This is a genomic window from Pseudomonas sivasensis, assembly GCF_021391435.1.
Classification (GTDB): domain Bacteria; phylum Pseudomonadota; class Gammaproteobacteria; order Pseudomonadales; family Pseudomonadaceae; genus Aquipseudomonas; species Aquipseudomonas sivasensis.
The window spans coordinates 947,722-960,764 of sequence record NZ_CP090029.1 but is presented as its reverse complement, the minus strand read 5'-3'; the positions used below and the strand labels follow the sequence as shown (position 1 = coordinate 960,764).

Genomic DNA, 13,043 nt, shown 5'->3' with positions numbered 1-13,043 from the left:
CTACTGTGTTCTTACAATCCCAGCAGCGACAACATGATGAATGTCGCAAACAGCACAAAATGGGTCATCCCTTCGATAGCGTTGGTTTCGCCATCGTTGAGGTTGATCGCACTGACAATCAGCGTGATAAACACCATCACCGTTTGCACCGGCGTCATCGCCATCTGGAAAGGCTGGCCAGTGTAGAGCGCCATGGCCTCCATCACCGGCACCGTCAAAATCACCGTCGACAACGACGCTCCCAGTGCAATATTCACCACCGACTGCATGCGGTTGGCCAATGCGGCGCGCAAGGCCGTGAGAATTTCCGGCGCCGCCGAAATGGCTGCAACCACAATCGCCGTAATCACCGGGGGTGCGCCCGTGCCTTCCAGACCCAGGTCGAGGGTCTTGGACATCACCTCGGCCAACGCGCCAATCACAATCACGCCAAACACCAACGTGCCGATGGAGAACACCAGATTCACCGGCGGCGTTTGCTCCTCTTCCGGCAGTTTTTTGCGGCGTTTTTCCGGATAGCTGTAGCTGAAGAAATAACTGTGCGGCCCCACCTGCATACGCAGGAACAAGGTGTAGAGCACCACCATCGCGCCAATGGTGAAGGCTGAGTAAATTTTCCAGTCAGCTTCGGGGATGAATTCCGGCACCACCATCGACACGCCCATGGCGGTGAGGATCATCACGCTGTAGGTGCGCGCCGAGTCGTCGTTGTAGGACTGCTCGCCGTGCTTGATGCCGCCCATCAAGGCGGCCAGGCCGAGGATGCCGTTGATATCCAGCATCACTGCCGAATAAATAGTGTCACGCACCAGGGTGGGCGATGGCTCATTACTCATCATGATCGCCAGGATCACCACTTCCACCAGCACGGCGGCCAGGGTAAGGATCATGGTGCCGTAGGGGTCGCCAACTTTCTCCGCCAGTTGCTCGGCGTGGTGGGCCACGCGCATCGACGCCACTACGATAAAACCAATCAGCGCCACGCCTGCCAACAGCGCGACTATTTGCCCGCTGTGCAGCATCCAGTGCTCCAGCGGGTAGGCGGCGATGGCGGCAATCAGCGCCAGTAGCATGAATTTTTCTTGCTTGAGGGAGGTGAGCATTCGGGGCCTTTTTCGTACAGCAAATCAGTCATTGATGGGGTACAGACTGCGCCACGCTGCTAACGTTTCGTTACACCTTAGTTCACAACCCTCTTGCGCGAATAAAACGAATACTCTCCTGCCGGTCAGGTTTTACCGATTATTTCGGCTATGCCCTGTAGAATGCCGCCATTGCACCTGATGAGAATTTAGACATGTACGATTGGCTCAACGCCCTGCCCAAGGCTGAACTGCACCTGCACCTGGAGGGCTCGCTGGAGCCTGAGCTGCTGTTCGCCCTGGCCGAGCGCAACAAGATTGCGCTGCCGTGGAACGACGTCGAAACCTTGCGCAAGGCCTACGCGTTCAACAACCTGCAAGAGTTTCTGGACCTGTATTACAAGGGCGCCGATGTGCTGCGCACGTCTCAGGACTTCTACGACCTGACCTGGGCCTACCTGCTGCGCTGCAAAGAGCAGAACGTGATCCACACCGAACCCTTCTTCGACCCGCAAACCCACACCGACCGTGGCGTGCCGTTCGAAGTCGTACTCAACGGTATCGCCGCAGCACTCAAAGATGGCGAGCAGCAACTGGGCATCACCAGCGGGCTGATCCTCAGCTTCCTGCGTCACCTGAGCGAAGACGAAGCACAAAAAACCCTCGACCAGGCGCTGCCGTTCCGTGACGCGTTCGTGGCCGTGGGCCTGGACAGCTCCGAGATGGGTCACCCGCCGAGCAAGTTCCAGCGCGTGTTCGACCGTGCCCGCCATGAAGGCTTCCTCACCGTTGCCCACGCCGGCGAAGAAGGCCCACCGGAGTACATCTGGGAAGCCATCGACCTGCTGAAAATCCAGCGAATCGACCATGGCGTGCGCGCCATCGAAGACGAACGCCTGATGCAGCGCATCATTGACGAGCAGATCCCACTCACCGTGTGCCCGCTGTCCAACACCAAGCTCTGCGTGTTCGACGACATGGCCCAGCACAACATCCTCGACATGCTTGAGCGTGGCGTGAAAGTGACCGTGAACTCCGATGACCCGGCCTACTTCGGCGGTTATGTCACCGAGAACTTCCACGCGCTGTACACCTCCTTGGGCATGACCCAAGACCAGGCCAAACGCCTGGCACAGAACAGCCTGGATGCGCGACTCGTAAAGCCCTGACGTGAGCGAATGTTGGAGTGAGCGCCTGTGACCACGGCGCCTGCTCCTACAGCGCGGCCAATCGGGCGATCTCTTCCAGCCCGACGTCGTTGACCACCACAGCCTGGGACTCGTTGACCAGGCTGATCCAGTTCGATTGCAGGAACAACTGAAACAACCCAGCACCCAGCGCGCCCCCGAGGTGTGGTTGCTGCTGGCTCCAGTCAAAACAATCGCACAGCAGCGGCATTGCCAATGCTTGGGTAAAAATGCCCAGGCCCGCCATTTGCTGCGCGCCCTTGAATGTGACGGCGAGCCGTTGCTCATGGCGCTCGATCCACCTCGCCGCCATCATTCGTTCATACAACTGCGCCGCCAGCTCGCCACCAAGATGACCATGACACAGCCGAGCACGGCGTAATGACGGCGGCGCAACCAAGACCTGCGTTGAAACACCCGGCGCACTGCGTGTGGCACTGGCCAGGGTAGTACTGGCCAAGGCATGGATGGCGGCGCTGACATCGCCGTCTGCCAAGCGAAACAGTCGCTTGCCATACCGCGCTTCGGTTCGCAGCAAGCCGCTACTGGTCAGCCGCGCCAGATGTGCATTGGCCGAGGCCGACGGTAGACCGGTAAGTGCCGCCAGTTCCTTCGACGACTTCGCCGAGCCGTCCATCAAGGACCACAGCATGGCTGTGCGTTTTGGCTCAGCAAGCAAGCTGGCAATCTGACTAATGCATGGTGCTTCTTCCATCGATTCACTCCCTGTCGAATTACTTTTCTGATGCGGTAGGCGCCAGAGTATAAGTGCGCCAAGGGCGGGTTCCGTGGCGTCTGACAGCCAGAGTAGGGACGGGTTTTGAGTGAAATTTCCTTGCGTTACGGAGGCTATTACACGAGCTCCAATCGCTCCGACAATTGAGCCGTCAATGTCGCACAGCGAGCTACGAGCATTTCCCGCAGCAGGTTGATGGGTTTGCTCAACTGCGCGCGATGGGCACACAGCAGATTGAGCGGCGTGCGCTCGCCGCGCAGCTCCGGCAGGATCAGGCGCAGTCGTCCAGCCAGCACGTCGGTGCTCACATCCAGCCAGGATTTATAGGCAATGCCCATACCCGCCACGGCCCAGCGGCGCACCACATCGGCATCGTCGCTGAAGCGGTCGCCGCTGACCGTCAGGCTGACTTCGCGCTTGCCGTCGTGAAACGTCCAGTGGTCATGCACTCGGGTGCCGAGCATATACAGCAAGCAATTGTGCTGGGCCAATTGCTCCAAGTGTCGCGGCTCACCGTGGCGTGCGAGGTAACTGGGGGCTGCGCACAGCACACGAACGTTGCGCGGCGCGACGGGCAGTGCAATCAGGCTGGAGTCCTCGGGCTCACCATAACGCAGGGCAATGTCCACCGGCTGGCGGAACAGGTCAGCAATCCGGTCACCCAACAGCAGGCGCACGGCGAGCTGCGGATACTCACGCTGGAACTCGTCCAGCCACGGCAGCAGTTGGTTGCGGCCGAAATCCGAGGGCGCCGACAGTTGCAGCACACCGCTGACATGGTCCTGACCGCTGGCCAAAAGACGTCGCCCTTCATCAAGGGAGCTCAACGAGGCGCGGGCGTATTCCAGAAAGCCCTCGCCTTCGGCAGTCAGGCGCAGGCTGCGGGTGGAACGGGCCAGCAAGCGCGCGCCCAATTGTTGCTCGATACGCTTGAGCGCCGCGCTGGCCACGGCAGGCGACAAGTCCATCACCCGCGCCGCCGCCGACAAACTCCCCAAGTCCGCAGCGCGCACAAACAACTGCAAATCATCAAAACGCAGCATCCACCCACCCATTATCAAAATATTATTGAAACAGAGTGCTGTTTTAGCCGCTTTTATCTTCAGGGGAAATGACCAATCATCTGTCCATCCCGTTCATTACGTGTCTGGAATTGAATATGCCCACAGCTTTTAACGTCATCGCCACGCTGATCGCCAAACCTGGCCAACAGGCCACCCTGGAAATCCTGCTGCGCGGCCTGCTGGAACCTACCCGCCTTGAAGCCGGTTGCGAGCAATACGACCTGCACCAAGACCTGCAACACCCCGAGACTTTCTACATGCTCGAACGCTGGAGCGATGACGCCGCACTGGCCGACCATGACCAAAGCGCACATATCCAAAGTTTTCGCGCCAAGGCCGCTGATGTACTCGAACACTTCGAACTCAAGCGCCTGAAGTTTCTCGCCTGATCACCGCCTTTTTCCGGAGCCCTCATGAAAGCCATTGCCTACTACGCATCACTGCCAATCACCGATGAAAAATCCCTGCAAGACATCGAATTGCCGGCGCCCGTCGCCGGCCCCCGCGACCTGCTGGTGGAAGTCAAAGCCATCTCGGTGAACCCGGTGGACACCAAGGTGCGCCAGAACGTCGCCCCGGAAAACGGCGCCGCCAAAGTGCTGGGCTGGGACGTCGCCGGTGTGGTCAAGGCGGTCGGCAGTGACGTGAGCCTGTTCAAGGTCGGCGACAAAGTGTTCTACGCCGGCTCCTTGGTACGCCCAGGTGGCAACAGTGAACTGCACACTGTGGACGAGCGTATCGTCGGCCATATGCCCAAGAGCCTGAGCTTTGCCGAAGCCGCCGCGCTGCCGCTGACCGCCATCACCGCCTGGGAACTGCTGTTCGAGCGCCTGCAGGTGCGTGAAGGTAAAGAAGACGGAGGCCAGAGCCTGCTTATCGTTGGTGCCGCAGGTGGCGTGGGCTCGATCCTGACCCAACTGGCCAGCCAGCTCACCGGATTGAAAGTAATCGGCACCGCCTCGCGCCCGGAAACCCAGGAATGGACCAAGGCCCTCGGCGCCGACCTGGTGATCGACCACAGCCAACCGCTGAGTGAAGCGTTGAAACAAGCCGGCCACCCGCAGGTCACCCACGTCGCCAGCCTGACCCAAACCGAGCATCACCTGGACCAGTTGGTCGAAGCGCTGCAACCCCAAGGCAAGCTGGCACTGATCGACGACCCCAAGGCGTTGGACGTGAGCAAACTCAAGCGCAAGAGCCTGTCGCTGCATTGGGAGTTTATGTACACGCGCTCGATGTTCGAGACGCCGGACATGATTGAGCAGCACAACCTACTCAATCGCGTGGCCGAGCTGATCGACGCCGGCACCTTGAAAACCACGGTGGGAGAGCACTTCGGCGTGATCAATGCGGCGAATCTGCGCCGGGCCCATGCACTGCTGGAAAGCGGCAAGGCCAAGGGCAAGATCGTGCTGGAAGGGTTCTAAAACAACGGCTGTCAGTGTTGTCCGTTATTCGTGTGAGTAATGGACGACACCGCTAGTCAGAGAGTTGATCTTTGTCATATTTGTGAGCGTATCCGGGGTTTATATTGGCCGCCTTTGCCACGATTCTTTTACGTGAGGAAGTCAGCAATGAAGATCCTGATAAAAGCGTTAGCAAAATCCCAGTGGGAGGTCCGTCTGGACCAGAAAGCCATTACTTTCCACACTGAAGCCGAGGCGCGCGCCTTTGCCGATACCCTGCAAGCGCGTATCAAGGCGCCCCACCGTTTTCCAATCAGCCAGCAACACTCCGCCGCTGGCTGACCCGCCTCTCAGCCCTGCGCCTGCAAGGCTCTGGCCCGTTGCAGGCGTTGGGTCGACACGGCCACCGTCACCGCCAATACACCGCACAGGCTGATGACCATCGCCATTGGCATGGCCGTGCCATCGTGCAACACCCCCACCAGCGACGCCGCCCCCGCCGCCACACCGAACTGGATGCAGCCGAGCAATGCCGACGCACTGCCTGCCCGAGCACCCTGCCCGCTCATGGCACACGCCGAGGTGTTGGGCAAAATGCAGCCCAGACTGGCGATGCAGATAAACAGCGGCACCAGCAATGGCCATAGCGCATCGGTGCGCAACGCCGTGATGCCCAGCAGCGTCAGACCCGCCAGCAGATACACCCACACCGAACGCGACAGCAAAAACGCCGGGCCACGCTTGGCCAGCAAGCGAGCGTTGAGCTGCGCCACCAGGATGAAGCCAGCGGCGTTGGAGCCGAATACCCAGCCGTAATGCTCAGCGGGCACGCCATACAGTTTGATAAACACGAACGGTGAACCCGCGATGTAGGCAAACATCCCGGCAATCGACAGCGCGCCGGTAAGGGCGTAACCGAGGTAAACCCGGTCGGACAACAGCCCAAAATAGCGGCGCAACGAGCCCGACAACGGCTGGCGTGGCTGATGGGCCGGAAAGGTTTCAGGCAAGCCGAATGCCACGGCGATAGCGGCCATCACACTGAAGATCGTCAATGCCAGGAAAATCGACTGCCAGCCCCACAACCCGACCATCACCCCGCCGGCCAGCGGCGCAAGAATCGGCGCCAGGCCGGTCACCAGCATCAACTGGGAAAACACCTTGGCCGAGCCCACGGCATCGCATTTGTCGCTGACCACCGCGCGGGAAATCACCATGCCCGCGCAGCCGCCAAGGGCCTGCACGAAGCGTGCGCCAATCAGCCAATCGAGGGAGGGCGCGTAGGCGCAGGCGAAGGACGCCAGGGTAAATAGAGTCACGCCGCTGAGCAGCGGCCCGCGCCGACCAAAACGGTCCGCCAGCGGGCCATAGATCAATTGGCCAATGGCCAGACCGGCGAAATACACCGCCAGGGTCAGCTGGATGTGTTTTTCATCGGTGGCAAACGCTGTGGCCATCGCCGGGAAGCCCGGCAGGTAGAAATCGATCGCCAGCGGCGCAAAGGCGCTCAAGGCACCCAGAATCAGGATTATGCGAAGGTTCATCAGGCACCCAAGAGAGTCGGCAGCCCGACAGTCTAGCCGGGCCTGGATGCCTTGAATATAACGATAGCTCGCTAACTATTAAAATCAGGCGAGCTTGGCGCTGTAGCCTTCCTCGGTGATCAAGCTGATTACCTCTTCGGCAGACAAGCGGCTTTCCACGCCCACTTCCTTGGCGGCCAGGTCGACCTTCACACTAGCGCTTGAATCCTTACTCTGTACCGCCTGGGTCACCGCCCGGACGCAATGGCCGCAGGTCATTCCTTCAACACTGAATACTTGCATGACATAACTCCTTTGATGAGGTTGAACCCAGTCTCGACCTTGCCACAATGGCAAGGTCAAGTTCTGAAAAAATCGGCCGGGCTGGTATTCGGCGGCACTGTCGGCCAAGCTTGAACCATCTTTGATTCACACCACGGAGCATTCGCCATGCGCTGGTCGTATTTTGCCCTTGCCGGCTTGATGAGTTTGTCTGCCGCTGCGCCCATGGCCAGTGCCGATCAAGACTATGCGGTGTTGATCATTTCCCGGGAACGCCTGGAAGTGCTGACCAATTGCGAGATCGGCCTGTACATCCAAGACCAGTTGGCCGGGCGCCTGTACCAGGAGCAGGCCACCTCGTTCAACCTGCCCGCCGGCAATGTGTCACTGCGCCTGAAGCTGCTGCCGGGCCAAGCTGCGGGCTGCCTGCCTGGCCTGCTCGCCCCGCCCGCGCAAAACATCACGCTCAAGGCCGGTGACGTACGCAAGTTACGGATCGCCCAGGGCCCGGATGGCATGTACCTCAAAGCGGCTGCATTGGATTACTGAAGGCGCTTGACCTTACCCACAGGTCAAGGTTGATGCTAGGGGCAACTTCTTCTGGAGGAATGCCCCATGAATGGATCCACCACCTTTGATCTGCCCATCAGCGGCATGACCTGCGCCAGCTGTGCCGGGCGTGTCGAGCGTGCGCTGGGCAAGGTGCCGGGGGTGCAAAGCGTCAGTGTCAACCTGGCCAACGAGCGCGCCCACGTCGAAGTGCAGGGCCAAATGGACCCCGCCGTGCTGATTGCGGCGGTCGACAAGGCCGGTTACAGCGCCAGCCTGCCTCAAAGCGAAATCGCCACCGATACCGATCAAGCCCAGCGCCTGCACCGCGAGCGTTGGTCGCTGCTGCTGGCCATTGCGCTGGCATTGCCGTTGGTGCTGCCGATGCTGGTGGAGCCCTTTGGCCTGCACTGGATGCTCCCGCCCTGGATGCAGTTCGCCCTCGCCACGCCCGTGCAATTCATTTTCGGTGCGCGCTTCTACATAGCCGCCTGGAAAGCCGTACGCGCCGGCGCCGGTAATATGGACCTGCTGGTCGCCATCGGCACCAGCGCCGGTTACGGCCTGAGCATTTATGAATGGCTCACCGCACATGCGGGTATGGCGCCCCACCTGTACTTCGAAGCTTCAGCGGTGGTAATTGCCTTGGTATTGCTGGGCAAATACCTGGAAAGCCGTGCTAAACGCCAGACTGCCAGCGCCATCCGTGCGCTGGAAGCCCTGCGCCCTGAACGTGCACTGCGTGTGCAGGATGGCCGTGAAGAAGACGTCGCCATCAGCGCGTTGAAGCTCGATGACCTGGTGTTGGTCAAACCCGGCGAGCGTTTCCCGGTGGACGGTGAAGTGACCGAAGGCCAAAGCCATGCCGACGAGGCGTTGATCAGCGGTGAAAGCCTGCCGGTGCCGAAACAACCCGGCGATAAAGTCACCGGCGGTGCCATCAACGGCGAAGGTCGTCTGCTGGTCCGCACCACCGCCCTTGGTGCTGAAAGTGTCCTGGCACGCATCATCCGCCTGGTGGAAGACGCTCAAGCCGCCAAGGCGCCGATTCAGAAACTGGTGGATAAAGTCAGCCAGGTCTTCGTCCCGACCGTGCTGGTACTGGCGGTGCTCACGCTGGTGGGATGGTGGCTGTACGGCGCGTCGCTGGAGACCGCGATTATCAACGCCGTGGCCGTGCTGGTGATCGCCTGCCCTTGCGCCCTTGGCCTGGCCACGCCGACTGCAATCATGGCCGGCACCGGTGTCGCCGCCCGCTACGGCATCCTGATCAAGGACGCCGAAGCGCTGGAGCGCGCCCACGCAGTGAGCGCCGTGGTCTTCGACAAGACGGGCACCCTCACCTCCGGCACGCCAAAAATCGCCCACTTGGTCGCGGTGGATGGCAATCAAGCCCTGCTGCTGCAACAGGCCGGCGCGCTGCAACGCGGCAGCGAACATCCCCTGGCAAAAGCCGTGTTGGATGCCTGCAGCGAACAAGGGCTGAAGGTGCCTGATGTAAGCGTCAGCCAATCCCTGACCGGGCGCGGCATTGCCGGCACCCTCGACGGTCGGCCACTGGCACTGGGCAATCGCCGTCTGCTGGAAGAAATCGGCTTGAGCGCGGGTGACTTGGCAGGTGTCGCCAGCGATTGGGAGTCCGAAGGCCGCACCCTGTCCTGGCTGATCGAACAGGGTCCACAACCGCGCGTACTCGGGTTGTTCGCCTTTGGCGACACCCTCAAACCCGGTGCGTTGGAAGCCGTTGAGCAACTCAAGGCCCAGCACATCAGCAGCCACTTGCTCACCGGCGACAACCGCGGCAGCGCCCGCGTGGTGGCGCACGCACTGGGCATCGACGATGTCCACGCTGAAGTGCTGCCCGCCGATAAAGCCGCCACCGTCGCCCATCTGAAAAAAACCGGCGTGGTGGCGATGGTCGGCGACGGCATCAACGACGCCCCGGCCCTGGCGGCGGCCGATATCGGCATCGCCATGGGCGGCGGCACCGACGTGGCCATGCATGCTGCCGGTATCACCCTGATGCGCGGCGACCCACGCCTGGTGCCGGCCGCTCTGGAGATCAGCCGCAAGACCTACGCAAAAATCCGCCAGAACCTGTTCTGGGCGTTTGTGTATAACTTGATCGGTATTCCCCTGGCCGCATTCGGCCTGCTCAACCCGGTGCTGGCGGGCGCGGCTATGGCCTTGTCCAGCGTCAGCGTGGTGAGCAATGCACTGTTGTTGAAAACCTGGAAACCCACTGACCTGGAGGATCAACGCCCATGAACATCGGCCAAGCCGCACGCCAAAGCGGGCTGAGCGCCAAGATGATTCGCTACTACGAATCCATCGGCCTGCTCAAAGCCGCCCACCGCACCGACAGTGGCTACCGTGTGTACGGCACGGACGACTTGCACACATTGGCGTTTATCAAACGCTCGCGGGATCTGGGGTTTTCATTGGAAGAGGTCGGCAAGCTGCTGACCCTGTGGCAGGACCGGCAACGGGCCAGCGCCGACGTGAAAGCCTTGGCGCGCCAGCATATCGAGGCGTTGAACCAGAAGATTCTGGAGCTGGGGCAGTTGCGGGATACGTTGCAAGATCTGGTGGAGCACTGCCAGGGCGATCATCGGCCGGATTGTCCGATTCTCAAGGAGTTGGCTTCAGGAAGCTGCTGCGCGTGAGGCTCTAACTGACTGACTACAAAACCAATGTGGGAGGGGGCTTGCTCCCGATGGCGGTGTGTCAGTCTCAATATCTGTAACTGACACACCGCTATCGGGAGCAAGCCCCCTCCCACATTTTGATCTTCATTTACCCGAAGATCATTGCATCCAAGGCGGCGGTGGCGGTTCTTCGGACGCTTTGCTCGGCGGAGCATCATCTGCCGCCCGAATCGCTTGCTTGCGCTCTTCATCCAGCCGCGCCGCTTCAATCTCGCGAATCACACCGCCCACATCCGCCAACTCTTCCGGCTCGTCGAACTCGCCGGTCAAGACGCTGGCCGGGTGCAAGGTACCGGCTTCGTACAGCGCCCACATTTCCTTGGCGTACTTGGTCTTCTTCAACTCCGGGGCAAAACGCCCGAAGTAGGAGGCCATGTTGCCCACATCCCGTTCCAGCATGTTGAACGCGTGGTTGTTGCCCGCCGCATCCACCGCCTGGGGCAGGTCAATAATCACCGGGCCCGTGGGGGTAAGCAGTACGTTGAACTCGGACAAGTCACCGTGCACCAGGCCGGTACACAGCATCAGCACGATCTGGGAAATCAGGAAGGCGTGGTATTCGCGCGCCTGGTCCGGCTCCAGTGTCACGTCATTCAGACGCGGCGCCGCATCGCCGTACTCGTCGGCCACCAGCTCCATCAACAGCACGCCTTCGAGGAAGTCGTAGGGCTTGGGCACGCGAACGCCCGCGCCGGCCAGGCGGAACAAAGCCGCCACTTCGGCGTTCTGCCAGGCATCTTCGGTTTCTTTCTTACCGAACTTGGAGCCCTTGGCCATGGCCCGGGCCTGACGGCTGTTACGGACCTTACGGCCTTCCTGGTATTCGGATGCCTGACGAAAACTTCGTTTGTTCGCCTCCTTGTAAACCTTGGCGCAACGCAATTCGTTGCCGCAGCGCACCACATAAACAGCTGCTTCTTTACCACTCATGAGAGGGCGCAGCACTTCGTCGACCAGACCGTCTTCGATCAGGGGTTCAATGCGTTTAGGAGTCTTCATCAGCTTTTATTGTGGGTCCTTTATTACCAAATACGCGTATGGCACTCGTTATACGGCAATCGGCTCGCCGGTGGGAGGGGCTACCGATCTTTGACCACTCAAGAATGCATCCTATATGCCAGTTTCGGCTGCAATCAACGCTCAATGATCGCCGTCACCCCTTGACCGCCCGCCGCGCAGATCGAAATCAGTCCTCGGCCCTTGCCCGCCGCATCCAGCAACTTAGCCAGGTTGGCGACGATACGCCCGCCGGTGGCGGCAAATGGGTGCCCGGCGGCCAGGGAGCTGCCCTTCACATTCAACCGGCTGCGGTCGATGGAGCCCAACGGCGCGTCCAGCCCCAGGCGGGTCTTGCAGTAATCCGCATCTTCCCAGGCTTTTAGCGTGCACAACACCTGGGCCGCGAATGCTTCGTGGATCTCGTAATAATCGAAGTCCTGCAGCGTCAGGCCATTCCTCGCCAACAGACGCGGCACCGCATACACCGGAGCCATCAACAGGCCTTCGGCGCCGTTGACGAAATCCACCGCCGCCGCTTCGCCATCGCGCAGATACGCCAGGATCGGCAGCCCCCGCTCCTTCGCCCAAGCCTCACTGCCCAGCAGCACAAGAGATGCACCATCGGTGAGCGGTGTGGAGTTGCCGGCGGTGAGCGTGCCCTTTTCGCTGCGCTCGAAGGCGGGCTTGAGGGCGGCGAGTTTTTCCAGGGTCAGGTCGGGACGCAAGTTGTTGTCGCGGGTCAGGCCCAGAAACGGGGTGAGCAGATCGTTGTGCCAGCCTTCGGCATAGGCGGCCGCCATTTTCTGGTGGCTCTCCAGCGCAAGCTGGTCTTGCTCGGCCCGGGGGATCTGCCAGGTCTGCGCCATCAACTCACAGTGCTGGCCCATGGACAAACCGGTACGCGGCTCGCCATTGCGCGGCAGTTCTGGTTTGAGGTGATGGGGACGAAGTTGTAACAGGACTTTTAATTTATCCGCCATGGATTTGCTGCGGTTGGCTTGCAGCAGGATCTTGCGCAGCCCTTCATTCACCCCAATCGGTGCGTCTGACGTGGTGTCCACCCCGCCGGCGATGCCGCATTCGATCTGGCCCAAGGCAATCTTGTTGGCCACCAGCAATGCCGCCTCCAGCCCGGTGCCGCAGGCCTGCTGGATGTCATAGGCCGGGGTCTGCGGCGACAGGCGAGAGCCCAGCACGCATTCGCGGGTCAGGTTGAAGTCGCGCGAATGCTTGAGCACCGCGCCGGCGGCTACCTCGCCCATGCGCAGGCCGTGCAGGTTGTAGCGTTCGATCAAGCCTTCCAAGGCGGCGGTCAGCATCGCCTGGTTGCTCGCCGTGGCGTAGGGGCCATTGGAACGGGCGAAAGGAATGCGGTTACCGCCAATGATCGCTACACGGCGCAATTGAGTCATGGAAAGCTCCCTCTGTCTGTTATGGGCTTGATCACTGAGCCTAGTCGAACGACTGCTACCCTGGGATGGTCAACCCTTTGAACCCCAGCCTTCGG

14 protein-coding genes are annotated in these 13,043 nt (G+C 60.7%); 7 read left to right on the top strand and 7 right to left on the bottom strand.

Translation table 11 applies throughout. From position 1 onward, the window contains the following. Positions 1 to 11 precede the first annotated feature (11 nt). Positions 12 to 1,103 carry a calcium:proton antiporter gene (locus LRO94_RS04140; protein ID WP_032887104.1) on the bottom strand — a complete coding sequence of 364 codons (1,092 nt, stop codon included), beginning with the start codon at positions 1,101 to 1,103 and terminating at the stop codon, positions 12 to 14. Between the two features lie 194 nt (positions 1,104 to 1,297). On the opposite strand from LRO94_RS04140, the gene LRO94_RS04135 reads away from it, so the two are divergent. Beyond that, complete coding sequence (locus LRO94_RS04135) at positions 1,298 to 2,251, top strand: adenosine deaminase (protein ID WP_032887105.1); 954 nt, start codon at positions 1,298 to 1,300, stop codon at positions 2,249 to 2,251. 46 nt (positions 2,252 to 2,297) lie between these two features. Here LRO94_RS04135 and LRO94_RS04130 read toward each other — a convergent pair whose 3' ends face one another. Both LRO94_RS04130 and LRO94_RS04125 read right to left on the bottom strand, forming a co-directional pair. Next, positions 2,298 to 2,984, bottom strand: coding sequence for an ArsR/SmtB family transcription factor (locus LRO94_RS04130; protein ID WP_032887106.1), 687 nt, complete (start codon positions 2,982 to 2,984; stop codon positions 2,298 to 2,300). Positions 2,985 to 3,121: 137 nt separating this feature from the next. After that, positions 3,122 to 4,048 carry a LysR family transcriptional regulator gene (locus tag LRO94_RS04125; RefSeq protein ID WP_179179564.1) on the bottom strand — a complete coding sequence of 309 codons (927 nt, stop codon included), beginning with the start codon at positions 4,046 to 4,048 and terminating at the stop codon, positions 3,122 to 3,124. A 116-nt stretch (positions 4,049 to 4,164) separates the two neighbouring features. Here LRO94_RS04125 and LRO94_RS04120 point away from each other — a divergent pair, with 116 nt between their 5' ends. The 3 genes from LRO94_RS04120 to LRO94_RS04110 all read left to right on the top strand — a co-directional run bounded on the left by LRO94_RS04120 (position 4,165) and on the right by LRO94_RS04110 (position 5,817). Beyond that, positions 4,165 to 4,458: a putative quinol monooxygenase gene (locus LRO94_RS04120; protein WP_122753907.1), complete on the top strand. Its 294-nt coding sequence runs from the start codon at positions 4,165 to 4,167 to the stop codon at positions 4,456 to 4,458. A gap of 24 nt (positions 4,459 to 4,482) precedes the next feature. Continuing rightward, a complete protein-coding gene (locus LRO94_RS04115; RefSeq protein ID WP_032887110.1) occupies positions 4,483 to 5,496 on the top strand; it encodes a zinc-binding alcohol dehydrogenase family protein in 1,014 nt (337 codons plus the stop codon). A gap of 147 nt (positions 5,497 to 5,643) precedes the next feature. Continuing rightward, on the top strand, positions 5,644 to 5,817 hold the full coding sequence (locus LRO94_RS04110; protein WP_163033283.1) for a hypothetical protein: 174 nt from the start codon (positions 5,644 to 5,646) through the stop codon (positions 5,815 to 5,817). An 8-nt stretch (positions 5,818 to 5,825) separates the two neighbouring features. Here LRO94_RS04110 and LRO94_RS04105 read toward each other — a convergent pair whose 3' ends face one another. Both LRO94_RS04105 and LRO94_RS04100 read right to left on the bottom strand, forming a co-directional pair. After that, positions 5,826 to 7,019 carry a multidrug effflux MFS transporter gene (locus tag LRO94_RS04105; RefSeq protein ID WP_032887112.1) on the bottom strand — a complete coding sequence of 398 codons (1,194 nt, stop codon included), beginning with the start codon at positions 7,017 to 7,019 and terminating at the stop codon, positions 5,826 to 5,828. Positions 7,020 to 7,103: 84 nt separating this feature from the next. Next, positions 7,104 to 7,301, bottom strand: a complete 198-nt coding sequence (locus LRO94_RS04100; protein ID WP_032887113.1) for a heavy-metal-associated domain-containing protein — start codon at positions 7,299 to 7,301, stop codon at positions 7,104 to 7,106. A gap of 147 nt (positions 7,302 to 7,448) precedes the next feature. On the opposite strand from LRO94_RS04100, the gene LRO94_RS04095 reads away from it, so the two are divergent. The 3 genes from LRO94_RS04095 (at position 7,449) to cueR (ending at position 10,495) form a co-directional block, all read left to right on the top strand. Then, complete coding sequence (locus LRO94_RS04095) at positions 7,449 to 7,829, top strand: hypothetical protein (RefSeq protein WP_032887115.1); 381 nt, start codon at positions 7,449 to 7,451, stop codon at positions 7,827 to 7,829. Between the two features lie 66 nt (positions 7,830 to 7,895). Continuing rightward, a complete protein-coding gene (locus tag LRO94_RS04090; RefSeq protein ID WP_179179565.1) occupies positions 7,896 to 10,097 on the top strand; it encodes a heavy metal translocating P-type ATPase in 2,202 nt (733 codons plus the stop codon). Continuing rightward, complete coding sequence (cueR, locus tag LRO94_RS04085) at positions 10,094 to 10,495, top strand: Cu(I)-responsive transcriptional regulator (protein WP_122764427.1); 402 nt, start codon at positions 10,094 to 10,096, stop codon at positions 10,493 to 10,495. Before LRO94_RS04090 ends, cueR begins: the two co-directional genes overlap by 4 nt. Before the next feature lie 141 nt (positions 10,496 to 10,636). On the opposite strand, the gene LRO94_RS04080 is transcribed toward cueR, so the two are convergent. Continuing rightward, positions 10,637 to 11,536: a PA4780 family RIO1-like protein kinase gene (locus LRO94_RS04080; protein WP_032887119.1), complete on the bottom strand. Its 900-nt coding sequence runs from the start codon at positions 11,534 to 11,536 to the stop codon at positions 10,637 to 10,639. Positions 11,537 to 11,670: 134 nt separating this feature from the next. After that, positions 11,671 to 12,948: an acetyl-CoA C-acetyltransferase gene (locus tag LRO94_RS04075; RefSeq protein ID WP_099602166.1), complete on the bottom strand. Its 1,278-nt coding sequence runs from the start codon at positions 12,946 to 12,948 to the stop codon at positions 11,671 to 11,673. Positions 12,949 to 13,043 lie beyond the last annotated feature (95 nt).